At 57.8% G+C, this 20,677-nt stretch carries 25 protein-coding genes; 18 read left to right on the forward strand and 7 right to left on the reverse strand.

Annotated features, from left to right (window positions below):
* Window positions 1–22 precede the first annotated feature (22 nt).
* The 4 genes from C5B91_RS19110 to C5B91_RS19125 all read left to right on the forward strand — a co-directional run bounded on the left by C5B91_RS19110 (window position 23) and on the right by C5B91_RS19125 (window position 2,230).
* On the forward strand, window positions 23–655 hold the full coding sequence (locus C5B91_RS19110; protein ID WP_233547726.1) for a hypothetical protein: 633 nt from the start codon (window positions 23–25) through the stop codon (window positions 653–655).
* A 91-nt stretch (window positions 656–746) separates the two neighbouring features.
* On the forward strand, window positions 747–1,313 hold the full coding sequence (locus C5B91_RS19115) for a hypothetical protein (protein ID WP_233547728.1): 567 nt from the start codon (window positions 747–749) through the stop codon (window positions 1,311–1,313).
* Window positions 1,314–1,370: 57 nt separating this feature from the next.
* On the forward strand, window positions 1,371–1,805 hold the full coding sequence (locus C5B91_RS19120) for a TRAM domain-containing protein (RefSeq protein ID WP_119712859.1): 435 nt from the start codon (window positions 1,371–1,373) through the stop codon (window positions 1,803–1,805).
* A 152-nt stretch (window positions 1,806–1,957) separates the two neighbouring features.
* Entirely contained in the window at window positions 1,958–2,230 is a 273-nt protein-coding gene (locus C5B91_RS19125; RefSeq protein WP_119712893.1) for a hypothetical protein, read from the forward strand.
* An 85-nt stretch (window positions 2,231–2,315) separates the two neighbouring features.
* Here C5B91_RS19125 and C5B91_RS19130 read toward each other — a convergent pair whose 3' ends face one another.
* Window positions 2,316–3,011 (reverse strand): nucleotidyltransferase domain-containing protein, encoded by a 696-nt coding sequence (locus tag C5B91_RS19130; protein ID WP_119712860.1) that lies wholly within the window; start codon window positions 3,009–3,011, stop codon window positions 2,316–2,318.
* Window positions 3,008–3,682: a helix-turn-helix domain-containing protein gene (locus C5B91_RS19135; RefSeq protein WP_119712861.1), complete on the reverse strand. Its 675-nt coding sequence runs from the start codon at window positions 3,680–3,682 to the stop codon at window positions 3,008–3,010. The genes C5B91_RS19130 and C5B91_RS19135 overlap by 4 nt, the downstream gene beginning before the upstream one ends.
* A 493-nt stretch (window positions 3,683–4,175) precedes the next feature.
* Between C5B91_RS19135 and C5B91_RS19140 the strand changes: the two genes are divergently transcribed.
* The 3 genes from C5B91_RS19140 to C5B91_RS19150 all read left to right on the forward strand — a co-directional run bounded on the left by C5B91_RS19140 (window position 4,176) and on the right by C5B91_RS19150 (window position 6,135).
* Window positions 4,176–5,048, forward strand: coding sequence for a ParA family protein (locus C5B91_RS19140; protein WP_119712862.1), 873 nt, complete (start codon window positions 4,176–4,178; stop codon window positions 5,046–5,048).
* Window positions 5,041–5,526: a hypothetical protein gene (locus C5B91_RS19145; protein ID WP_119712863.1), complete on the forward strand. Its 486-nt coding sequence runs from the start codon at window positions 5,041–5,043 to the stop codon at window positions 5,524–5,526. The genes C5B91_RS19140 and C5B91_RS19145 overlap by 8 nt, the downstream gene beginning before the upstream one ends.
* 279 nt (window positions 5,527–5,805) lie before the next feature.
* Window positions 5,806–6,135 carry a hypothetical protein gene (locus C5B91_RS19150; protein ID WP_119712864.1) on the forward strand — a complete coding sequence of 110 codons (330 nt, stop codon included), beginning with the start codon at window positions 5,806–5,808 and terminating at the stop codon, window positions 6,133–6,135.
* A 104-nt stretch (window positions 6,136–6,239) separates the two neighbouring features.
* Here C5B91_RS19150 and C5B91_RS19155 read toward each other — a convergent pair whose 3' ends face one another.
* Window positions 6,240–7,046 carry a TrmB family transcriptional regulator gene (locus C5B91_RS19155; protein WP_119712865.1) on the reverse strand — a complete coding sequence of 269 codons (807 nt, stop codon included), beginning with the start codon at window positions 7,044–7,046 and terminating at the stop codon, window positions 6,240–6,242.
* Between the two features lie 390 nt (window positions 7,047–7,436).
* Between C5B91_RS19155 and C5B91_RS19160 the strand changes: the two genes are divergently transcribed.
* Together C5B91_RS19160 and C5B91_RS19165 are read left to right on the forward strand one after the other, a co-directional pair.
* A complete protein-coding gene (locus tag C5B91_RS19160) occupies window positions 7,437–8,249 on the forward strand; it encodes a TrmB family transcriptional regulator (RefSeq protein ID WP_119712866.1) in 813 nt (270 codons plus the stop codon).
* 36 nt (window positions 8,250–8,285) lie between these two features.
* Complete coding sequence (locus C5B91_RS19165; protein ID WP_119712867.1) at window positions 8,286–8,609, forward strand: HalOD1 output domain-containing protein; 324 nt, start codon at window positions 8,286–8,288, stop codon at window positions 8,607–8,609.
* Window positions 8,610–8,676: 67 nt separating this feature from the next.
* Here C5B91_RS19165 and C5B91_RS19170 read toward each other — a convergent pair whose 3' ends face one another.
* The gene (locus C5B91_RS19170) at window positions 8,677–9,000 is read right to left on the reverse strand and encodes a hypothetical protein (RefSeq protein ID WP_199708854.1); all 324 of its coding nucleotides are present in this window, start codon (window positions 8,998–9,000) and stop codon (window positions 8,677–8,679) included.
* Between the two features lie 576 nt (window positions 9,001–9,576).
* Between C5B91_RS19170 and C5B91_RS19175 the strand changes: the two genes are divergently transcribed.
* From C5B91_RS19175 to phaC, 6 genes are all read left to right on the forward strand, one after another.
* Complete coding sequence (locus tag C5B91_RS19175; RefSeq protein ID WP_119712868.1) at window positions 9,577–11,253, forward strand: transposase; 1,677 nt, start codon at window positions 9,577–9,579, stop codon at window positions 11,251–11,253.
* 497 nt (window positions 11,254–11,750) lie between these two features.
* Window positions 11,751–12,332 carry a hypothetical protein gene (locus C5B91_RS19180; RefSeq protein ID WP_004048667.1) on the forward strand — a complete coding sequence of 194 codons (582 nt, stop codon included), beginning with the start codon at window positions 11,751–11,753 and terminating at the stop codon, window positions 12,330–12,332.
* A gap of 3 nt (window positions 12,333–12,335) precedes the next feature.
* Window positions 12,336–12,794 (forward strand): hypothetical protein, encoded by a 459-nt coding sequence (locus tag C5B91_RS19185; RefSeq protein WP_119712869.1) that lies wholly within the window; start codon window positions 12,336–12,338, stop codon window positions 12,792–12,794.
* The gene (locus tag C5B91_RS19190; protein WP_119712870.1) at window positions 12,791–14,029 is read left to right on the forward strand and encodes a phage integrase SAM-like domain-containing protein; all 1,239 of its coding nucleotides are present in this window, start codon (window positions 12,791–12,793) and stop codon (window positions 14,027–14,029) included. The genes C5B91_RS19185 and C5B91_RS19190 overlap by 4 nt, the downstream gene beginning before the upstream one ends.
* A 141-nt stretch (window positions 14,030–14,170) precedes the next feature.
* Window positions 14,171–14,809, forward strand: coding sequence for a MaoC/PaaZ C-terminal domain-containing protein (locus C5B91_RS19195; protein ID WP_119712871.1), 639 nt, complete (start codon window positions 14,171–14,173; stop codon window positions 14,807–14,809).
* A 26-nt stretch (window positions 14,810–14,835) separates the two neighbouring features.
* A complete protein-coding gene (gene phaC, locus C5B91_RS19200; RefSeq protein ID WP_119712872.1) occupies window positions 14,836–16,158 on the forward strand; it encodes a class III poly(R)-hydroxyalkanoic acid synthase subunit PhaC in 1,323 nt (440 codons plus the stop codon).
* A 56-nt stretch (window positions 16,159–16,214) separates the two neighbouring features.
* Here phaC and C5B91_RS19205 read toward each other — a convergent pair whose 3' ends face one another.
* From C5B91_RS19205 to C5B91_RS19215, 3 genes are all read right to left on the reverse strand, one after another.
* Window positions 16,215–16,805: a hypothetical protein gene (locus C5B91_RS19205; RefSeq protein WP_119712873.1), complete on the reverse strand. Its 591-nt coding sequence runs from the start codon at window positions 16,803–16,805 to the stop codon at window positions 16,215–16,217.
* Window positions 16,806–16,814: 9 nt separating this feature from the next.
* Entirely contained in the window at window positions 16,815–17,183 is a 369-nt protein-coding gene (locus C5B91_RS19210; protein ID WP_119712874.1) for an SHOCT domain-containing protein, read from the reverse strand.
* Window positions 17,184–17,309: 126 nt separating this feature from the next.
* A complete protein-coding gene (locus C5B91_RS19215) occupies window positions 17,310–17,531 on the reverse strand; it encodes a hypothetical protein (RefSeq protein ID WP_119712875.1) in 222 nt (73 codons plus the stop codon).
* 502 nt (window positions 17,532–18,033) lie between these two features.
* Here C5B91_RS19215 and C5B91_RS19220 point away from each other — a divergent pair.
* Genes C5B91_RS19220 through C5B91_RS19230 form a run of 3 tightly spaced genes read left to right on the forward strand, consistent with a single transcriptional unit; the run spans window position 18,034 to window position 20,238 of the window.
* Window positions 18,034–18,759, forward strand: a complete 726-nt coding sequence (locus C5B91_RS19220; protein ID WP_119712876.1) for an ABC transporter ATP-binding protein — start codon at window positions 18,034–18,036, stop codon at window positions 18,757–18,759.
* A 55-nt stretch (window positions 18,760–18,814) separates the two neighbouring features.
* Window positions 18,815–19,489, forward strand: a complete 675-nt coding sequence (locus C5B91_RS19225; RefSeq protein WP_233547736.1) for an ABC transporter permease — start codon at window positions 18,815–18,817, stop codon at window positions 19,487–19,489.
* A complete protein-coding gene (locus C5B91_RS19230; RefSeq protein WP_119712895.1) occupies window positions 19,486–20,238 on the forward strand; it encodes an ABC transporter permease in 753 nt (250 codons plus the stop codon). The genes C5B91_RS19225 and C5B91_RS19230 overlap by 4 nt, the downstream gene beginning before the upstream one ends.
* Window positions 20,239–20,677: the final 439 nt, after the last annotated feature.

Here is a 20,677-nt window from a genome sequence, read left to right on the forward strand (position 1 = left end):
TGCACAAGGAGCGCCTCGAGTTGTGTCCGACCCCGATCAGCTACAAGTTGACCCTGACGATACCGATGGCGTGTTCGGGACCGTTCTTGAAGACTTTCAAGAGAATGTTGAGGATAATATCCCAATGTACAATCGAGAAATCGATTTACAGCGCTACGATGGGCTTTCCTTTGAGAGTATCTTAGAGATTTTCTTCGATAATATTGAGGTTCGAAGTCAGGCCAAGCCACACTTTGTTCGGCACTTCCAGAACTACTTCTCCTCGCGTGAAATCACCCCACGGAATGCAAAACGGTGTGTCGAAGACCTTCGAGATCGTGTTCTCCACGACGCAAAGGAGCGGAAAGACGCACTAATGGATGCTGTCCACGTCATGTCCTCAACTTATGACGATCAGGAGCGCGCTCGCGGTCTAGTCAAGGAGCACATCGGAATTCAAGAGTCCCGGATTCCTCCTGTAGACTCTCAGTGGCTTCTTGACGCAATAGGGCTTGCAGAACGCGATGTGCTTCACCGTGTTGTGACCGGAGATAAGAAAGACATCGTCCGATATCAGCAACAACTGACGTCATTATTTGATGTTTCAATCCTCTATATTTTGGATGAGTTTCATACTCGTTCCCAAGTCGGTCAGGATTCACACGAAATCTTCTGATTACGCAACGACTGGTTAGAAGGTATACTGTCGCCGGAGCTGAGGTCCACTCTGACAGGAAGTACTTATGGGTGCCCTCCGGACGAAGCGTATGGGACTCTTTGAGACCTTATTTAGCTCATCCACTGGGGACACTGACCCTCAGGCACAGCAACCGAGTCAGCACGAAATCTTCCCCGAGGACAAGTACAATGTCGCATACGCTGTAGCCGCTCGGCGTGAAGAAATTCGGGCGTTAGAACACCTTCTAGAAGCGGATCAGACCTCACCTACCGCCTTGGAGGCTGAGCCTTTCCTTCAGGATATAATCGAAGATATGGAGCGGGATCGGGAATACTCCCTCCGCCTTCGCACCTCTGGAGAGGAGCTCGTCGACGATATCCGTGAACTCATAGAGCATTGGGACAATCAGGTAGATGAGCAGATAGGGACGATTTGGTGGCCTATCGGAGCAGATACGAGGTTCAGGTTGTACCTCCATTATCTGGAACTCCGTGCTGACGCGGAAGATGACCAATTTTCGTTCCCGGAGTCTGCTGGACAGGTTCACACTCTCGTCCAGCGTGGTCTCAGTGCAATAGAAGATGATGACGACTCGAAGCTCGCTGTAGTCCATAAGCGAGACATTCCTTGGGAAGAACCAGCTGAGGACAGCTGATCCAGTTCGCTCCTTCTCAAAGAGACCGATTAATTGTATCCAGTATCAAACCCAGTTATGGTAGAAATATCAGACTCCCTGTGTTCGCTTTTCACTGCGAAAATTAAGGAGGAGGATGGAACTTTCGTCATCGAGATTCCTCCGAGTGAGATCAAGCACGGGGCGCTGACCGGTGATGAAACGTATCGCATCGCTCTCCTTGATTCCTCCTCCGAAGCTGAATCAACATCCCCACAGCCCCCACGGCATCCCGCCTCTCAGGGGAGCACGAGCCATGATTCATCTGGTCCTCCTGTTGATGAGGGAGAAGTGCGCGACGTGACAATCGAAACCGTCGGTGATCAAGGAGACGGTATTGCGAAAGTCGAACGGGGGTACGTCGTGATCGTTCCCGGCGCTCAGCCCGGCGACGAGCCAACAGTCGAAATCGAACAAGTTCAGGAGAACGTCGCGTTTGCGAGCATTGTCGATAGCGATCCGCGAGCACTCTAACCTGTTGTCCCTTCTGTGGGTCGGTCTTCTTCTCGGTAAACCATCGGTGTGAGAAGGCTCCGTTCGCGTTTGTCTGATGGAGGTGGTTCTGAAAGTCACATTTTCTTCACGCGCTCGCGATGGCACAACCCTCCAAAGCCGAAATACAATCTATGACAAAGGAACCGATTGAGGTACTTGATGATCTGGCCAACCAGGTCGCCGATGAGTTCGAGGCGTATAGAGAGCCGGACGAATTCAAGGATGTCTCGCTCGTGATTGAGAACAGCGACGAGGAGCGTCCGACGCTAATCGTCCACGTCGATAGGGAGGATGCGGAGGCTCTTGCCGACCGCATTGATGAGTTCCTCCGCGAGCACGGTGCTCGTACTGAACGGGAACGACACTCAGCTACGGATGTCCGTGTGTTAGCGACGGTCGACTGACAACCACTCCTCCAATTTTTTGACTGACTGCAAGCACCGCTGAAGGGCCTTATCTTCACTTCTGGTCAAGGGAGTCCCGACCCATTCAGCTCAGGTGGTCAATCTGTGCAGACAGATACTCTTGGAGAGCGGTGACCGTTTCTTCTGAGACAGCTGAGGCCCCGAAGTCACTCCGAAATCCGTGCTTGAGTTCGTCGCTCTCCAAGATATCCAGTCCACGCTCAAGTTGCTCCCGTAGGGCATTGTCGTCCCCTCGCCGCAGATGGGGCGTGACAGCGTTGAGGTCGATCTCTTCAGCCACTGCCAGGACGTCTCGGAGGTCCGTTTCTCGGCCACTGTGGAGCTTTGCCGCCACGAGGACGGCCCCATCGATGACTCTGGCCGTCGTCGTCACTGTGCCCCCGCTCACCTCCTGTTGGTGGCTGTGGTCGTACAGGTAGTCGAACGACCACTGTGCCTCCGTCTGGCGACACCCGAGTCCGTTTACAAGGAGATCGAAGCCGATCGGCTGCTGCGGCGTGAGCCGCTTCTCGTACTCGATTACTTCGGTGTCGTAGAACCATTTCTTGGCGTGACTGTCCGTTTCCTCGAATCCCTGCTGTTCGAGGAACTCGACGAAGTCAGCCTTGGAGTCCGGCGCGACGACGATATCGAGGTCCGTGGAGAAGCGAGCATTGAACGCTGAGACAGCGTACCCGCCGACGAGAACGTACTCGTGGCCCTCTTTGGTCAGCTCTTCGAGCAGTTCGATGAGGGCGTCACTTCGGTTGTTGAAGCTCATGGCTGTGCCCGTTCGGTCTCTCGATACGTGACGCCGAGGTCGAGGTCCTCGTACATCCGGTCGAGCATCGCGAGCGCCGACTGGAACTGGGCGTAGTTCTCGCGCATATACTCGATTGTCTCTGCTCTCGGGATCACCGGGTACCCTTCGACGTGCTCGATATCGAGTGACGCGCGTGGCTCGAGGACAATCTGCAGCGGTCCGTCCAACTCGTCTCGGGGCTGTCGTTCGAATGCAGTGTGGAGGCCGAACGACTCGAAAAACGTCTCCCAGGCGTCGATGTCCTGCTCACGAACAGCAAGGAACAGCGGATAGTCGTCGGGCTCGCGACCGACCTGGTAGCCGCCTTGGGTCCACACGTAGACGGCGTCGATCCGGGTAAATGCGAACGGCCAGGCACCGAACTGTGGGATGACGTAGGATTCCTCGATGGTGGGTGGACTGACGCCGGCGCTCGCAGCGACGAGCTCGCGGGCTGCGTCGCGTACGCGCTCGTCGACGACAGTGAGGCCGTCGTCATATGAAACGTAGCCTGCGTCTTCCAGCCGATTGACGGCCTGTCTCACTGTCTCGTAGGGCGTGTGGAGGTGTTGGGCGACACGGCGGATGGAGTCACCACTCTCGATGGTGAGGATGACCTGCGCCGCGGTATCGTCGAGAACCTCATACATCTGGTGGTTACCAATAATCCGGTAACAGTTAAAAGTCTTACTAGAAGACGGGGTAGAACGGCTCTGTCTGAGCTCTATCACTCAGGACTCTCCCATTGAATGACTGAAGAATGTAGATCTCATAGCCAATATGCATAATGTGGATAATGTAGATAATGCAAATTGGGCTTCTCCAATTGGTTCGTGTGGGTGGAAAAGATTGCGATGAATACGTATGAAATGCTGATAATCTAAATTATGTAGATTGTGTAGGGTCGACGGTGATTATGGCAATTGAGATTGTGCCAACAATCTACATAATGTACAAAATGTAGATTGTGTAGATGGCGTACGCAATCTGTCTGACACAGAATTAAGATGGACGAGCTTCATTGACCGCGTATGACCAGTGCAAAACGTACATTATCGACAAAACTCGCGCAACCTTCAACATCTACCCAATGTACATTACCTACAAAATGTACAAAATCCGCTTCTTACGGGGTGCTGAGCTATGAGTGCTGACGAGTTTGAAGGGCTCCCCGGAGCAGCTGTCTCGTTGCTCAAGGGAGGGGTAGGGAAATCCACGATCGCGCTCAACATCGCTGATCGACTCGCTGCTCGTGGCCATGAGACGGTACTATTGGATCTGGATAAGGACGGGCACATGACGACCCAGTTGGGATACGACGATGCGTACGACCGAGATGCGAACCTCGGTGACGCCCTTATCGATGGTGAGGACCCCGAAGACCTGCTTATAGAGACGGACTTCGGCGTTCACCTACTCCCGTCGAGTAACGAGCTCGAGAACGTCGAGACGAGGCTGAAGGACGAACGGTTCGCAGACGTGAAGCTTCGACGGAACGTTGTCGATCCGCTCATTCAAAACGGATACGACTACGTGATAATTGATGCCGCAGGCGGCCGTGGGAAACTCTCTGACAACGCCCTCATCGCCGTCCAGCGCGTCATAATCCCGCTAATCCCGCGTGCTGGCTCGATCAACGGCCTCAATAAGATGATTGAACGCCAGATCTCCCCAATCCGGCAGAATATCGGGTTGGATATCCTCGCAGTCACTCCGAATATGATTCGCGAAACAATGGGACAACGCAACGAGCATCGGACTCTAGTTGAAAATCTCAACCGGGAGTTCGGTTCATTCGTCCCCGAGTACGCTCGTGTGGACCCGGAGGTCTTCGATGCCCTCGATGATTCGGGACGCACCATCGATAGTATTCCGAAGCCAGGGATTCGCGAACGGACCGCAATTTCCCGCGCCTTCAAGCAAGGAATGCCGGTCTCGGAGTTCGACGAAGATTGCGACCAGATCCCGAATTTCGACCACTTAGCGGACCTCGTGGAGGAACACAGCCATGCCTAATGAGGACGACCGTTTCGGGGACGTCGCTGAACAGCTCAAACAAACGGAGGAAGGAGCCGAATCGGATGACGTCGAACGTACTGACACCCAGGATGAACTGCAACCGGATGAAGAGATAACTACTGAGGACACAGAGTCGGAGACTGAGTCCATTCCTGAGCAGGATGAGGAGGATGTGGACGAATCCACCGGTGGACCGGCCTTCTCCTTTGATGAGACCGATATGCACGGCTTCTATGTCCGGGAGGACACGTGGGATGGCGTCACCCGGATGCGATCATCGGTAACTGCTGCGTGCTCTATGTTTGATGTTCCCGAATTTGAGGGAAGAGAGTTTCAAGATGCGTGTCTCCGGGTAATTGCGGACCACGGTGATGAAGTCGCCCTCCAGATCCTCCGGGAGCGTGGTATCGAAGCCGATGAGGAACGTGTTCAGGAAGTTGTGGAGATGCTAAGCGAGCAAGCTACGAACGACTAACATTGGATTTGGGTGATTTCCCTCATCATTCAGATTTCGTGCGCATTGTACATTATGCAGATTGTGTAGCAAGCCATCTGCTTGCAGTCTTGCGATTATTCTCGGAACCGGGTCCGAACGGCGGTCGCGCAGAAGTTGAGACTAGCGCTCTCAATGCATGAGCGTCCGACAAAGCAGTCGTTCTCGTCGATTAGTCGAACAATGTTACTCGGTTAATCAAAAGAATATTTGATGTGAGAATGTGGGGGATACAGGACTGTTGGTGCCGTAGATGTCCATATGAGCGAGGAAGTCGCGGCGACGTCTTTTGAAGCGTGTCTCGAGGCATTAGGCCACGTTGAGCGTCGTCGGCTGCTTCTCTCGTTGCTGAATGGCACTTCCGACGAGGACCGGGCTGTCACCCTCGACCAACTCGATTCGGATGCTGAAGACGAAACTCTGAAGCTGTCTATGCACCACGTACATCTCCCAAAACTGGAGGAGTCCGGATTCATCGATGCTAACCGACAAGAACACTTTGTGACGAGGGGGCCTCGGTTCAACGAGATCCAGCCACTCCTCGAACTACTCGACAACAATCGAGGACAGCTCCCTGACGGATGGGTGTGACCGACTGAACGGACCGTCTCCGCGTCGCCGTGGCGCTGTCGTACATGGCCGTGAAGTCGCAGCCAGATCGAGACGCTTTGTCGATTCCGCTATTTGAACGGGTGCTAGTCTGCCTGTGGGTCACGTTGCGGAATGAGCCCCTGGGAGAGTAACCGACGTGCAATCACAATGAGGCCGTTCCGGAACCCCCCGCCAAAGACGGCTTGTTCCTCCTGTGTCTCGGGGACGAGCGTGCTGACGAGGATCGCCGACCGGTCGACGAGGAGGAGTCGGCCGATAGCGAGATCGTCATCGGCGGTACCTGCCGTGCGGAGCCAGCCCAGTCCCGACAGGAACGTCGTCGCTCGCGGAACGGCGTCGTGAATCTGCTCTTCGAGCTCTTCTGTGACCGCACCGATGAGCAGGTCGACGCTCTCGTCGAGCCCGGTGAGGCTCTCGACCAGCTCGTCGGTCAACAGCGTCTCGTCGCCGATAACCAACACCACCTCTTCGCTCGCGTCCCTGATGAGCGTGTTCAAGCGGTTTGCAATCGCGTCTGTCCCCGACATACTCCATACTTCCTGGACTTCCTCTTCCTCATCGGCGTCGATCTTCTCGGCGTCCTCGAGTGCCGCTGCGAGCCGTTCGACGCGGGCCTCGTACTGGTCCCGGAGCGTTTCGGTCGCCTCCTCGAGTGAGACGGCGCGAAATCGCTGTGGGCTCGAATGCTGGGTCACGACGAGGCCCTGCGCTTCCAGCATTCGAACCGCGTCGTAGACGCGGGTCCGCGGCACGTCGGTGATTTCGCTGAGCTGTTTCGCGGTGCCCGTCGAGAGGCGTGACAGTCCCACGAAACACTTCGCTTCGTATTCTTTTAACCCGAGTTGCTGGAGTACCTCGACCGCTTCGTCTAATGTGTCATCTGTGCTCATGTGTCCCAACTCACAACCCGGCGGAACCCGGGCCTTCTCAGAAACTCGTTGCCCTGGGTGGATAGGCGTTGTCACTCCTGGACGTAATCTCAACCGTCGAACGAAGATCGAATCAGCAGATGGGCACTGGGTCAGAGCCGTGCGTATACCCCGGATAGAAGTTGTAATCTGCTAAGTTACAAATATATCCAATCCTATTTCCCCGCCATATGATGGTTTATGCCTCTACTAGAGTTTTCACTCAGTTAATCACAAAACTATTATCGCCACCGAAGCGGTACCGTACAATCCGGCACGCGATTCGGAACTTGTGTCCCAACCACAACCCGATGCGTGCCGGCCCCGGCCACCTTCCGTGGCTGGGTTCGATACTGCAGAGACCCTTGAACCATGGATACCGACCCCGTCGATGATCCCCGTGCTGCAGCTATTGAGCAACTCGAACAGTTCGGGCTGAGTGCTTACGCCGCACGAACGTTCGTCGCGCTCGTGACGCTCGGGACGGGGACCGCAAAAGACGTGAGCCAGGTCTCGGATGTCCCCCGGACCCGCGTCTACGACGCGATAGACGAGTTACACGGTCGAGGGCTCGTCGACGTTCAGCAGTCCTCACCCAAGGAGTTCTGGGCGATTTCGGCCGAAACTACTGGTCGGAAGTTCGAGCAGGAGATGGACCACCGGACGTCGGTCCTGACGATGGCGCTGGATGAACTCGAACCGGTCCAGCGCAGCGAGGAACAACGCGGGGTTTGGACGGTCGACAGTCAGGGGGCGGTCACCGATCGCGTGCTGGATTTCATCAGCGAAGCAGACGACGAGATCGTCTACATGACTGTCGAGGACGTGCTCACTGAGGATATCCTCGACGCGTTAGGTGCTGCAGCAGAACGAGGCGTAAGGATCAGCCTCGGCGGCGTTTCCGACGGCGTCCAAGAGCGAATCCAAGACGAGATTCCGGAGGCAGAGCTGTTCGACTCCCTGTGGGTCTGGTCGGACACGCCGGCAGGGCGCCTTATGATGGTCGACGGAACACAGACGCTCGTGAGCGTGCTCGTCAACGGCGAGGATGCAGCGCCCACCGATCCGCGGTCGGAAACCGCAATCTGGGGCGCAGGACAGACGAACAGTCTCGTCGTCGTGCTGAAAGCGATCTTCACGTGGCGGTTGGAGAACACCGATACCACCGGGGACCAATCAGAGTAATGACTTACTTCTCAGCGTACGAAAGAGGTGAAGCGTATGACTGACGAGTCTGAGCGTTCATCTGCTGATGAACAGGATGTGACAACTGAACCTGTTCGCGCCCAGTACGAGTGGTCGTCGACAGCCCCTTCGACGGCGGTCATCGAAACAGCCGCGATCGCTGTCAATCGCGCGCCGACGACTCTCGAGCCACTGTACGAATCGCTTGACCCGGATGCATTGGATATCCTTCTTCGGCCGACTGGCTCCGCATCCTCGGATGTGGAGACCGTCACGGTCTCATTCAACTTTGCTGACTGGCAGGTGACTGTACACAGTCGTGGCGATGTGATTGTCCGTGCGAACTCGGACGAACGCTAACAGCAGGCAGTACAGGTGGTCGCTGTATCGCTTGGTCCAGCGTTACTGAAGTCCGGTGTGAGTGACGCTACAACCAGTCATCAGGGAGTTCGTTTTCATGGTCACGGAGCAGTTCGAGTAAGGGTCTGATCTCCTCGAAGTTTGGCCCTTTTGTGACTTCGTTTGCCTCCTCATCCCAGTTGATAAAACCGTATTCGACAAGTTTCGGGAGGTGAACGTGTCTCATCTGGACGAGTTGCTCGACCGCGTCGTCGGCAGAGTCGTCATTGCCGACTGGTAACTCATCTTGGGGATTCTCCTCTAACAGCGCGAGCAAGAGTGTGCGTCGGTGAGTGTCGGCTACTGCCGCCAGCATTTCGTCGAATGAAGACGTCTTGCCCACCTGTGTCATACATCCACTTGGTTCCGAACGCGGATAACCCCTGCACGTTTTCATCCCACTGTCGTTTTTGAGGAAGTGGGTGACACTGACGAAACGGAAGCCGCCACTCCAGAGTTACGCACCAAACTGTGCAACGCGCAGGACGACGGCGATATTCGACCGGGTCTATCGATGCGGCTGGTCGCGGAGTGTTGACCGGACCTGCGTGACCTCGGTGTTACAGGTTCCGCATGTTTCCTTTGCGTGAGCGATATATACGGCTTCACAGGAGGGACACCGGAACAGACGCGAGGATGTCTGCTGCTCAGGTGAGGTTCCGTTCTTACCAATGGAGCCAGTCTGTGGTGTGGTCGCTGTGTGCCCTCCGTCCGTAGAACCTCCTCGAAGGCTTGTAATCTTGTTCTTAATCTGTCCAAACACTGGTTAGAGCAAGTCGTGGAACTGGCATATATCCCGACGAATTTCATCTATCTTCGGTTTTTGATTAACTGAATTACAGTCCGTGCCTCGTCGCGTCCCAGTATTCGACGTTTCGGCGACAGTCATCAAGACGATTCCTTGGGAACCTCTCAACTACCGGCATGAATGACTACGAGTTGTAACGCTCGTCGAACCGTTTTCCGACAGATCGCTCAGCGAACCTACACGGACTGGCCAGCATACAGTTCGACGCCATTGTACGACCGAAGCTCGCTGGACGGGCTGGAGTCCGATATCCGGACAGTCTCGCAGACCTGGTTCAGGCACGACCGCCACGAGTCGGTCGAGAACTTCATCTGCTCACTTCCACTGGCGTATTTCAACTTCGACGCGCACGACCGCTACGCGGGCCCGACTCGCTACGAGACGGAGACGCTCTTCCGCGTGTTCGTCCTGAAAGAGTGCCACGGCTGGGATCATGAGACAGCCCTCGTCGAGTATCTGGATCGGCGTCCAGAGCTCTGCGAGCAGTTGGGGCTGGAGACAGTGCCGAATCAATCGACGCTGTGGCGAAGCTGGCACAACCGGTTCACTGCCGAGTTTCGCGGTACAGTCGAGACAGCTGCACGGACCATCCTCATCAAAGCCCAGAACGCGGGTGTCGCTGTTCCGCGCGAACCAGACCGAAACCTTCCATCTCATGGTGACGAAGCGGACGAATCAGACCAAACCGATCACAGTGTCCTCGACGAAGCGGCAACGATTACGGAGCACGTCAGTCGCGTTGTCTTCCCGGCATTCTCGCTGGATCGAGGTGAGGGCTGTGAGATACACGAGAACGCGTACTGGGGCTTGCAGACGTATCTCGGACTCCGCGAGAGACTGGCTGCGAACGAGGGCGCTCGTAGCTTCACCTACGAGTCGACTCGGGAGCGGACTCCGCTAGGTCACGCCCATCGCGAGCAGATTCGCGATCTCTCGATCGAACAGGTTCGCGAGATGTACCGACAGGCCGTCAACAGGCTCCTGAGCGAAGTCGCGGAGACAGAGGAGTTCTTCCGAGCCGGAATCATCGCCATCGATATCACCGAAGCTGACCCCTTCACCGGTGATAGAACGGGCCACAAAGACGAAATTATCGGGACGAAGGAGAAGACCGACGAGTACGCTTATCAGTGGGCCACCGTCCAGTTAGTAGGGAATGCCGTTCCGATTGTGCTGGACGCACGGCCAGTTCGGAAGGGTGAGTCCCGCTTAGAAATCGTCAAGGATCTCTTGAATTCAGCCGAGGAGCTGGTACACGTCGATAACGTGCTGATGGACCGGGAGTTCGACAGCCAGCACGTCCTGGAGATGCTCAGCCAGCGCGGGCTCTCCTACGTAGTACCGAAACGGATGCAGACCAGCGAGAAAGCGCAGGCGAAGCGATTGCTCCATCGCGACCAGGACCGATACGAGACCGACCGGAAGCTCCACCTCGGCAAGAATGAGTGGCACGAGACGACGCTAATCTACCGTCGGGAAGAGGATTCCGAGCACGACGGTCATCGGCAGTACTCGGTGTTCATGACGAATTGCGGGAGTGGTCACCTCACTGAATACGGGTATCGGTGGGAGATCGAGAGCGGCTACAGGTCGATCAAGCGGTTCATGGCCGCGACAACGTCGAAGGATTTCGGGTTGCGATTCTTCTATTTCGCGTTCGCCTGCTTGCTGTACTCGATTTGGCGAGCAGTGGACCTACTCGTACAGGTCGAAGTGACCGGCGAGTATGAGCACGCGCCGGTCGTGACGGCCGATAACACACTGACGCTGCTGAAGAAGGAGACAGGGATCGGATAGTGAGGGTGCGCCACCCGCGTTAGCCCAGCGTCTGAGTGGCTACACTACCCGAAGTCTCGGAAACACTCCGAATTAGTTACCAGCATAACAAGAACGCCCGTTGGGAGAGCGACCCAACCAGTTTCAGCTCGTCGATTCGACTGAAAGCACGCATCACAGGCCCGCTAAACCCGCTGTAGTCTCAACTTCACCGGTCGCGGCTTTGGTATAGCGGCATATGATTCATACCGTTGGACAAATCCGAATTTCGGGGGATAGAACCCTTCTATCATAGGAAAAATGGTTATGAGACTTCTATCACCGGTGGTCCTGATTACGCCAATAATCACGACCACTTTGAAGTACCCCGACGCCGTCGGTGAAGCACGAATGCTGCAACCGGCTCAGAACGGCGCTTCCCCCAGGGTAGAGCCGCCAAGACCGGGCTCCGTGTTTACTCTGGCTACCCACAGCTGAGATCGGGGCGATGGCGAAGAAGTCGATTCGATATAGAACTAATGGCCTCAACCTATATTAAGACAAAGCCCGAACGATGTTGTATGACCGAAGATGAATCGAACTCCGAGGGTCTGATGGAGCGCCAGACCACGGGTGAAGACCGCGTGCGGATGGTTGCTCGGCAGCTGTCGGAGCCGCGGACAGCCAACTGGATCGCTTCCGAAGCGGGCTGGTCACATGAGCCGACCAAACGCGTCCTCGAACGGCTCGTCGACGATGGCATCCTCCATCGTGACGAAAGCGGTACTCACACGACGTATTACCCTGATTATCGCCGCCAAGCGATGCAGGAGGCGATGCGTCTTCGAGACAGCGGCCACACTGTCGAGGAGCTCACGGACCGTCTCGCCGATATGAAGACGCAGATTCGCGACTGGGAGGACGAATTCGGCGTTGAGTCACCGAACCAGCTTCGCGGGACGCTCGCTGACGAGTCCCTTGACGCTGAGGAGGAAGATAGTCGCCGTGAGATTGCCCGTGAGTGGGAGCATCTTCAGCGGCGTATCCAGATCGTTGGGTTCGCCATCCGAGAATGGGACTTCCTCGCTCCGACAACAGAGCCTGCCGAGGCCAGTAGCTGACGGATGTCGGTCCCGCATCCCGGTGGTGACCCGAACGCAAACTTCTACGCCCAGCTAAAGCGGGACGTCCTCGACCGTGTGCCACAGATCACGACAGTCGAGTTCGTTCCTGATGATATCGAGGCCAAACAGCTGCGGGCACGGTTTGATCCAGCCCGTCTCGACCCTTCGACAGGGCCTGAGTCGCCGGAACTGTCCATCAAGTGGTACCGACAGGAGCCACATGATTGGTTCCGTATCAACTACACCGACCCGAACACGGGATTTCACGCGGGGTGGCACCAGGACGAGGACCATCCCGATCTCGGACGAACGCATTTCCAGTATTCAGCCGGCGATGCGGAGGATCGCTGGGGAATCACGTTCGACCACGAGACCCCATCGCTGATCCTCTGGGAGATCGTCGAAGAGCTCCTTGAGGACGTCCGTCCGACCTACCAGTACGCGAACGAGGAACCATGACACCCCGAGAACGCGCCGATCAGTCACTCACGAGTTCCTTCAAGCGCTACCTGCAAGACAAGGGGAAAGGCCGCGGTGGCGACGGCGGGAACTATCGACGAAACGCTGCACGCGAGCTCGAGCGGTTTGCCGAGTGGGCCGCTGGCGACCGCGGTGACGACGACTGGACCGGGATCGTCCTCGACGATGTCGACCGGGAGCCGATTTTCGACGACCTCGACGAACGCGTGTTCCGGGAGTACGCCCGGCATCTCGGTGGAGATCGGGGACTCAAGCAGAACACGGTACAAACATATTACCGCTATATCTCTGCGTGGTGCGGGTGGTGTGTCAACGAGGGATATCTCGAGGCGCATTACGCGCAGCGGGCGAGTGCGATGGCGCCGCTGCCGGAGGACGACGGCCGTAAGCCCGGCGACCAGCAGGCCTGGACCTCCGAACAGCGCCACGCACTCACTCGTCACGTCGACGAGCAGGCTCGCAACGCTATCGAGGCCTACACGACACTCCCGGAGGCTACTGACCCCCTCGACAAGCAGCGAGCGCGCTACGCGGCGCTGAAGACGGCTCGTGACCGGGCGCTGGTGTTCGTCCTCGCGTACACCGCCGTTCGGGTCGGGGAACTGCTCCGGGATCCAAACGACCCGCGCCGGCGCGGCGTCCGCTGGGAGGACCTCTCCCTCGACGACGGGAGTATGGACGTCTACCGGAAGAAACAGCAGTGGGACGCCGCGAGCCTCCCCGACCCGGTTATCTCGCCGTTACGGAGCTACCGGAAACTGATGGATCCGCCAGCGGATCGATGGCCGGTGTTCCCGACGTTCGACCAGCGGACACTCGCGACGCACGTACGGGAGGAGCTCGCTGACCGAGGGCTACAACCGGACGTCATCGAAGAACGGCGTGATGAGTTCGCTCGCGACCTTTTACTGACACTTGAGGAAGACATTCGACCTCCCTCGATCACGACCGATGGTGCGCGGTCGATTCTCCAACGGCTCTCCGAGGAGGGGAAGGTCGACATTGACCACCCGAAACACGACTATCTCGCTCCTCACGGCGGTCGACGAGGCATGGGAGAGGTCCTCGTCAGGGCGTTCGGCTATACTGTCGCAGCCCGATATCTCGACAACTCAGAGGAGATGGTCCGCGAGCGCTATTCCCATATCGAAGCAGGAGAACTTGGAGACGTGGCCACTGAAGCTCTCGACGAGGTTGACCACATCGGGACGTGAACGCCTTCTACAATTGTTCTCGGTTGGTGCTACGAGCGACACGTACGTTGATAGTGCGTGACTACGTTATTCTCTAGCAGACCGTCTGAACGATTCCGACGCCGACCCAGTTCGTGAACGAGCCATCAATTCAGTGTACCCATGCCAGTCGATCCCGTCTGTGGGATGGAAATCCCACCCGAATCTGCCGAAGCGACTACTGAGTACGAAGGCGAGTCATTCCACTTCTGCTCGAACGACTGCCAAGCGTTGTTCGATAGCGCTCCCGAGAAGTACGTCGAGACGCCCCATCCACATCTCGTCGAGGCGAGTGGAGCCATTCTCCCTCGCTTGCCATATGGCCGGGCAAAAGGCGAGTTCGATATCGAAATCGAAGATCCCACGTCGCTCCAGGAGGGCGACAGCGTTCGCTTCTCGAAGGAGATCACGGACGACGACGTCCGAAAATTCGCCGAAGCGACCAGCGACACGAACGCCCTCCACCTCAACGACGCGTTCGCTGAGAAGACGCGGTTTGGCCACCGGATCGTCCACGGGACACTCGTCTCCGGACTCATCAGCGCCGCCCTCGCGTGTTTCCCTGGCCTCACGATCTACATCTCGCAGAATCTCGAGTTCCGACGCCCGGTCGACATCGGCGAGTCACTGACGGCTCAATGCAAGATCGTCGATGACCTCGAAGGCGACCGGTATCGGCTCACGACGCGCATCGAAAACGACGCTGACGAAATCGTCCTGGACGGGACGGCGACGGTGTTGATTGACCCTCTCCCGGAGTGACTCGTTCGTACAGCCAGGTTAAGACTATGAATCCGTTCACAGCCCCATTGAAGACTCACCGCAGATTGCTTACCCAGGGAATGGAAACCGCCGAGAAGATGCGCCTTCTTCCGAATCGGCTCGAAGATCTCGCCTCCGTTGAGGTCGGGCAGACTTCGAGTGAGGTCATCTATTCCGAGAACAAACTCAATCTCCTCCACTATGAGTCACTCACAGACGACCTGCACAACACGCCCCTCCTCGTCGTCTATGCGTTGATCAATCGTCCCTACATCCTCGATCTCCAGCCCGACAAGAGCGTCGTCCGACGGTTTCTTGAGGACGGCTTCGACGTCTATCTCATCGACTGGGGCGAACCGTCCCGACTTGACGCGTCGCTGACCCTGGGCGACTACGTGAATCGATACATCGACAATTGCGTCGACGTCGTCCGTGAACGAACTACGAATGACGCCCTCAACATCCTCGGCTACTGCATGGGCGGCACGCTGAGCACGATGTACGCGGCTCTCCATCCGGAGAAGGTTAGCAATCTTGGCCTCATGGCCACGGGGCTGTGTTTCGACAACACAGGTGGTATCCTCGAGCAGTGGGGGAGCGAGGAGTACTTCGACCCCGCAGAGATTACCGAGACCTATGGGAACGTCCCGGCGGAGTTTCTCGGGGCTGGCTTTGCCCAGATGAACCCCGTCGATAACTACCTCGGGAAATACACGATGCTGTTCGACAACCTCGATGATAAGACAGCTGTCGAGAACTTCGGCAGGATGGAACGCTGGGTGCGAGACGGGGTCGATGTCGCGGGCGAGGCCTACCGCCAGTTCATCGAAGATATCTACCAGGAAAACGCCCTCTACCGGAACGAACTCGTGCTGGATGGCGACCCCGTCGACATCGAAAATCTCACGATGCCGGTCTTACAGATCATCGGCTCGTTCGACCACCTCATCCCGCCGGACGCGAGTAAACCATTCATGGACACTATCCCAAGCGAAGACACCGACATTTACGAGTTTCCAACCGGTCACGTCGGGATGGCCGTCTCGGGCAAGGCCCACGCGGAGCTGTGGCCCCGCGTGGCGACGTGGTTTCGAGAGCGGTCGGTGACATCGACCAAAGGAACAGATACACCCGGCGGGAGCGATGTTCCAGAGGGAGCCGACCAGGAACAGTCGTTGCAGAAGCTCGACGGCGTCGGACCAGCGTACGAGGAGCGTCTTCATGACGCCGGGATTTCTACGGTGAGTCGACTCGCAGCCGCGGATCCGGCCGCGCTCGCTGAGCGACTGGGTATCAGTGGCTCACGAGTGTCGTCGTGGATCGAGCAAGCCCAACAGCTCTCCAGCTAGTTCGATCCCCACGCTGTTTCCCGGCCAGTTCCCCCAGTGACATTTAGGACGGATCCCTATGTGACGACGATGCCACCGTCGATTTCCATGTACGGGTGTCCATAGCCACAGTAGGTCAGGCAACTCAGCGTGTAATCGCCTCGTTGCGTCGCCCCTAACTGTCGAATGATGGGTCTGGTGGCATTTTGCGGAAGTGCAACCGGGTGCATCATCATTCCGCCGCCCATGTGAACCTGTCCAGAGGGCGTGATCGCGAGACTGTGGTCTGGGTACTGCTCATTCGCTTCTTCGAGTAGCTCGTGGAAGTCGCCGTCGGCCGGGACCGGGATGCGTTCCGCATTTCGTTCTTCGAGGGCCTCGTGGTCGGGAAGGACGTCTCGAATCGACGCTGGGAGGGATTGGACGGCCTGACTCGCGAGCGTGTTGAACGATACGACACGGAGAACATCGTTCCGTTGCAGTCTGATGCGGTCCTGTTCCTCGCCGGACTCGTCGACGATGATGAAGCCCCAGTGATACGCGCCGACGTAGATCGTTCGATCGACCCCACCGCTGCTTCCCGGGAGATTGCCGACGCAGCCCGCTAGACCTGCGATGCCGGCTCCGAGCGCAGTGAGAAACTCGCGTCGCTGTACTGTCGGGGACATGATTGCAGACTACTGCGACTCCTCGCGGGTGAGTTTCGCACGCCGTTCCTCGAACTCCTCGTCGGAGAGATCGCCGCGTGCGTACGCCACTCGGAGCTCTTCGAGTGCCCTATCAGTGGTTAGCGACGACCCGACCCCACCGACGAGGCCGCGATAGAGGAGGTAGCCGATGCCGACGAGGACGACAAGCCAGACGAGCATCATCCCGACGCCCCACAGTGGCGAGAGGCCGCCGGCCGTGCCGCCGCCCCACCACCAGCCCATCATCCCCATCATTGGAGCGGCGAAAACCATCATTAACATCGGAAACAGGACGACCACTGCGAGGACGATTAGGACGATTCGGAGCAGCCCGTCGGACGTGCGCTCTGTCGACATGGGTAACCACTACTGACTTCGCCGGCTGCATTCATAAAGTTGGACGACCAGAACTGCTCCATTGGTAGTTCCTGGGCGGGGTGGCGGCCAATACGTTGCTCCGTGTCTTGCTTGGGGTGAGCGCACTCAGCAGCAGTGGGGGTCGTCAGGCGACCACTCGCAGGCGTCGCCAGCCGTCAAGTTGTTTTCGTCCACGTAGGTCGAGAGACACGCGTAGTTGCAGAAGTAGGTCGCCGACCCGCAGTCGTCGGTACAGTCGCGCACACAGATCGGGTCGTGGTCGAAGATACGCGATCCGCAGTACGCACAGGCCTCGTCGACGTCGGGAAGTTCGACGGTTGTAGACATACCTGCGCTACGGGCACGAGCTAAAAACGCATTTCGTCAGCCGACCATCCATATACGTTGCTTCCGGGCTGTCCGCGGCGGAGGCGTGAGACGGAGCGACTAGAATTCGACCGCTCCGATCATCGGCTCGCCGACACACTTCGGGCAGACATCGGTGTCGTATTCCGCCATACAGTGCCGGTGGCAGGAGATTCCGCAGTGCTCGCAGACGAACACCTCGTCGTCGCTAGCGCATTCCGAGTCACAGATGTAGCACTGAACCATGGATACTCGAACGTTGACTCGCAAACCCCATCAACGCTATGCTCGGCGCCTGATAGATATCTGATTTTCATGACGGCTACCGCCCAAGTCTATCCCTGTTTGGAGACAAAATGAATGCCAAATCGTTGGCTATCCATTGCTCTCTTCGAAATACAACCCAATCTCCGGGTTCTTCGACGGGGTCAACTTTCGATTCCTAACAACAATTCGATTGAATGAGTAGAACGTCTTTCTACGTATGGAAACGACCACGGCACCCACGGAGACGGTCGGTGAGAGTAAGACGCTCGTTCGAGGCAACGCCCTCGAGAAAACCTACGGGTCACGACTCCCGTTGGGACGGTCGACGCCCGTTCTCACCGGTGCGGATATCGAGGTCCGTGCCGGCGAGATCGTCGGCATCGTCGGCGAGAATGGGTCGGGGAAGTCGACGCTAATGAAGATCCTCGTCGGCGTCCTTGATCACGATGTGGGCACGGTTGAACGGACTGGGACCGTCGGCTGGTGTCCGCAGGAGCCCCTGCTCTACGATCGGTTGACCGTCTCAGAAACGTTCCGACTGTTCGGCGCGGGGTACGGGATGAGTCGCGAGGAGATCGACGCGGCGAAACGGCGACTGGCGGACGAACTCGACTTCGAACGGTACCTCGATTACCGAGTTGACCAGCTCAGCGGCGGGAACCGACAGAAGGTCAACCTCAGCATCGCGTTGATGCACGACCCGGACGTTCTCATGCTCGACGAACCCTACACCGGGTTCGACTGGGAGACCTACCTGCGGTTTTGGGACATGGCTCAGGACCTCGCAGACGATGGCACTGCTGTCGTCATGATCTCTCACCTCATCGAGGAACGAAGCCGTCTCGACCGCGTCTTCGAGGTGCGGGATGGTCTGGTCCACGACGTGACCGACGAAGAGACCGTGAGCGAACTCAGGAGCGACCGGAAGGGAGACGATGAATAGGTTCGCCGTGGGCGTTCGATCAAACGTTAGGACGTTCCTCAGGACGCCCCTGAACGTGGTCCTCGCGCTGGTGCTGCCGCTCGTGGTCATCGAGGGGTGGGGACAGGCGATGGCGGGGCTACCGTCGATGCCGACCGTCGAGGCGATTCCGCTCGATCTCGGGCGCGTCCTCGGCGCGATCTTCGGCGTCGCCATCATCGCCGGGCTGATGGGGCTAGTCCAGATGATCAGTGCCCGGGAGGCCGACCGACGGCTCGTCCAGACCGGGTACTCGCCGAGGACGTTACTTGCGACGCGGCTGGCGACTCTCGCGGGTGTCACGATTGTCGTCGCAGGGGTGAACTTCGGGGTCCTCTGGCTGACCGTCGAACCCGAGGCACCGCTGCTCGTGTTCGCGTTCCTCGCGCTCGCGGGCGTCGTCTACGCCTTCCTCGGTGCGCTCGTCGGCGCAGTGCTTCCGCGGCTGTTCGAGGGGTCGCTCGTCGTCGTGTTCCTCGCGATGATGGACGCGTTCCTCAGTGGCGACAGCCCGCTCGCCGCGGATGTCCCCGACTTCGTCCAGTACTTCCCGCTGTATCATCCGAAAGAACTTCTCCAGTCGGCCGTCTTCGACGGCACGTTCGCGGCGGGCGACCTCGCCTTCGTTGGCGGATACGTTCTCGTGTTGCTCGTCCTCGTGACTGCCGTATTCGGTGCGACGATGCGCACGTCTGGGGGGTGGTCAGCGTGAATCGAACGGCCACGGCGTTCGGTATCGGGCTCCGGGAACACGCCCGTAACTACGTCCTCGTGGCGCTCCTGGTGATTCTCCCAGTGTCGTTCATCACGCTCGCCTTTGCGGTCACCCAGGACGTCCAAATGCCGGTCCGGACGCTCGTCGACGGCGAGACGACGACCGTGATGCGAGGGATGCCCGAGGTCCATGGCGTGATCATGACACCGATCACGAGCTCGTTTATCGCTGGCTTGGCCGGCCTGTTCCTGATGCGCGAGGCGAGAGATACGGACGGCCGCCTCGCGGTTGTCGGCTATCGCGCCCGCGAGGTTATCGCCGCACGGTTCGGCGTCCTCGTCGTCATCACACTCCTCGTTGTCGGCGTCTCCGTCGGCGTGATGCTCGTCGACTTCTGGCCGGAGCAGCTCTGGTGGTTTGTCGCCGCGATGCTTGTCCTCTCGGTGACCTACGGACTGATCGGGATGCTCGTCGGCGCCGTCTTCGATCGCTTGGCAGGCCTGTGGATCATGTTGATCCTCCCGATGATCGATATTGGACTCTTTCAGGACCCGCTGTTCGTCCAGTCTGAGCCCGAGTGGTGGATGAAACTCTTCCCGGGCTACCACCCGGTCCGCGTCATGGTCGATACCGGGCTCACAACGGACCTGGACACTGCTGTATCGCTCGGCTGGGGATTCGGCTACCTCCTCGTCGTCGGACTCCTCGCCGTGTGGGTGTACTACCGAGGAACTCGAACGACGTAAGAAACATGGCCACCAGATGTCGAATCCCGAGATGGGATTCGGCATTTAGGTGGTTATCGTCGGTACCTATGCGATGTGCTCACCGTGGTGTTCACACATCGTCTCTGCGTTGTGTTGGTGGTCGGGATGATGCGGGGGATGCTGGTCCATGCGGATGTCGTTTCCGTGTTTCGAGTGGCCGTTCTCCCAACTTTGTTCGGAGACCGTAACCAGTTGTGCGTTACTCGGATTTCCCGCGGGGACGTGACACACCTTGACCTCTTGTGTGTCTCCGCTGTTGCTGTCATGGTCACCTTCCGGTACTGCTCCAACCAGACCTGCAGAGAGCGTCAAGGCGACCGTGGTCGCGATTGCGATGCTGAGGATGGTTCGTGTCGCTCTTTTCTGTCTCATTGTGTCATGCGGTCTGCCAGTCTATCTCGTAGTCTTGAGGCGGTGT

This window comes from Haloferax sp. Atlit-10N (assembly GCF_003586325.1).
Classification (GTDB): Archaea; Halobacteriota; Halobacteria; order Halobacteriales; family Haloferacaceae; genus Haloferax; species Haloferax prahovense.

Excerpts from the sequence above, each read along its gene's own strand:
- C5B91_RS19115 (WP_233547728.1), top strand. The coding sequence starts at position 747 with ATGGGACTCTTTGAGACCTTATTTAGCTCATCCACTGGGGACACTGAC.
- C5B91_RS19120 (WP_119712859.1), top strand. The coding sequence starts at position 1,371 with ATGGTAGAAATATCAGACTCCCTGTGTTCGCTTTTCACTGCGAAAATT.
- C5B91_RS19125 (WP_119712893.1), top strand. The coding sequence starts at position 1,958 with ATGACAAAGGAACCGATTGAGGTACTTGATGATCTGGCCAACCAGGTC.
- C5B91_RS19130 (WP_119712860.1), bottom strand. The coding sequence starts at position 3,011 with ATGAGCTTCAACAACCGAAGTGACGCCCTCATCGAACTGCTCGAAGAG.
- C5B91_RS19135 (WP_119712861.1), bottom strand. The coding sequence starts at position 3,682 with ATGTATGAGGTTCTCGACGATACCGCGGCGCAGGTCATCCTCACCATC.
- C5B91_RS19140 (WP_119712862.1), top strand. The coding sequence starts at position 4,176 with ATGAGTGCTGACGAGTTTGAAGGGCTCCCCGGAGCAGCTGTCTCGTTG.
- C5B91_RS19145 (WP_119712863.1), top strand. The coding sequence starts at position 5,041 with ATGCCTAATGAGGACGACCGTTTCGGGGACGTCGCTGAACAGCTCAAA.
- C5B91_RS19150 (WP_119712864.1), top strand. The coding sequence starts at position 5,806 with ATGAGCGAGGAAGTCGCGGCGACGTCTTTTGAAGCGTGTCTCGAGGCA.
- C5B91_RS19155 (WP_119712865.1), bottom strand. The coding sequence starts at position 7,046 with ATGAGCACAGATGACACATTAGACGAAGCGGTCGAGGTACTCCAGCAA.
- C5B91_RS19160 (WP_119712866.1), top strand. The coding sequence starts at position 7,437 with ATGGATACCGACCCCGTCGATGATCCCCGTGCTGCAGCTATTGAGCAA.
- C5B91_RS19165 (WP_119712867.1), top strand. The coding sequence starts at position 8,286 with ATGACTGACGAGTCTGAGCGTTCATCTGCTGATGAACAGGATGTGACA.
- C5B91_RS19170 (WP_199708854.1), bottom strand. The coding sequence starts at position 9,000 with ATGACACAGGTGGGCAAGACGTCTTCATTCGACGAAATGCTGGCGGCA.
- C5B91_RS19175 (WP_119712868.1), top strand. The coding sequence starts at position 9,577 with ATGACTACGAGTTGTAACGCTCGTCGAACCGTTTTCCGACAGATCGCT.
- C5B91_RS19180 (WP_004048667.1), top strand. The coding sequence starts at position 11,751 with ATGGCCTCAACCTATATTAAGACAAAGCCCGAACGATGTTGTATGACC.
- C5B91_RS19185 (WP_119712869.1), top strand. The coding sequence starts at position 12,336 with ATGTCGGTCCCGCATCCCGGTGGTGACCCGAACGCAAACTTCTACGCC.
- C5B91_RS19190 (WP_119712870.1), top strand. The coding sequence starts at position 12,791 with ATGACACCCCGAGAACGCGCCGATCAGTCACTCACGAGTTCCTTCAAG.
- C5B91_RS19195 (WP_119712871.1), top strand. The coding sequence starts at position 14,171 with ATGCCAGTCGATCCCGTCTGTGGGATGGAAATCCCACCCGAATCTGCC.
- phaC (WP_119712872.1), top strand. The coding sequence starts at position 14,836 with ATGAATCCGTTCACAGCCCCATTGAAGACTCACCGCAGATTGCTTACC.
- C5B91_RS19205 (WP_119712873.1), bottom strand. The coding sequence starts at position 16,805 with ATGTCCCCGACAGTACAGCGACGCGAGTTTCTCACTGCGCTCGGAGCC.
- C5B91_RS19210 (WP_119712874.1), bottom strand. The coding sequence starts at position 17,183 with ATGTCGACAGAGCGCACGTCCGACGGGCTGCTCCGAATCGTCCTAATC.
- C5B91_RS19215 (WP_119712875.1), bottom strand. The coding sequence starts at position 17,531 with ATGTCTACAACCGTCGAACTTCCCGACGTCGACGAGGCCTGTGCGTAC.
- C5B91_RS19220 (WP_119712876.1), top strand. The coding sequence starts at position 18,034 with ATGGAAACGACCACGGCACCCACGGAGACGGTCGGTGAGAGTAAGACG.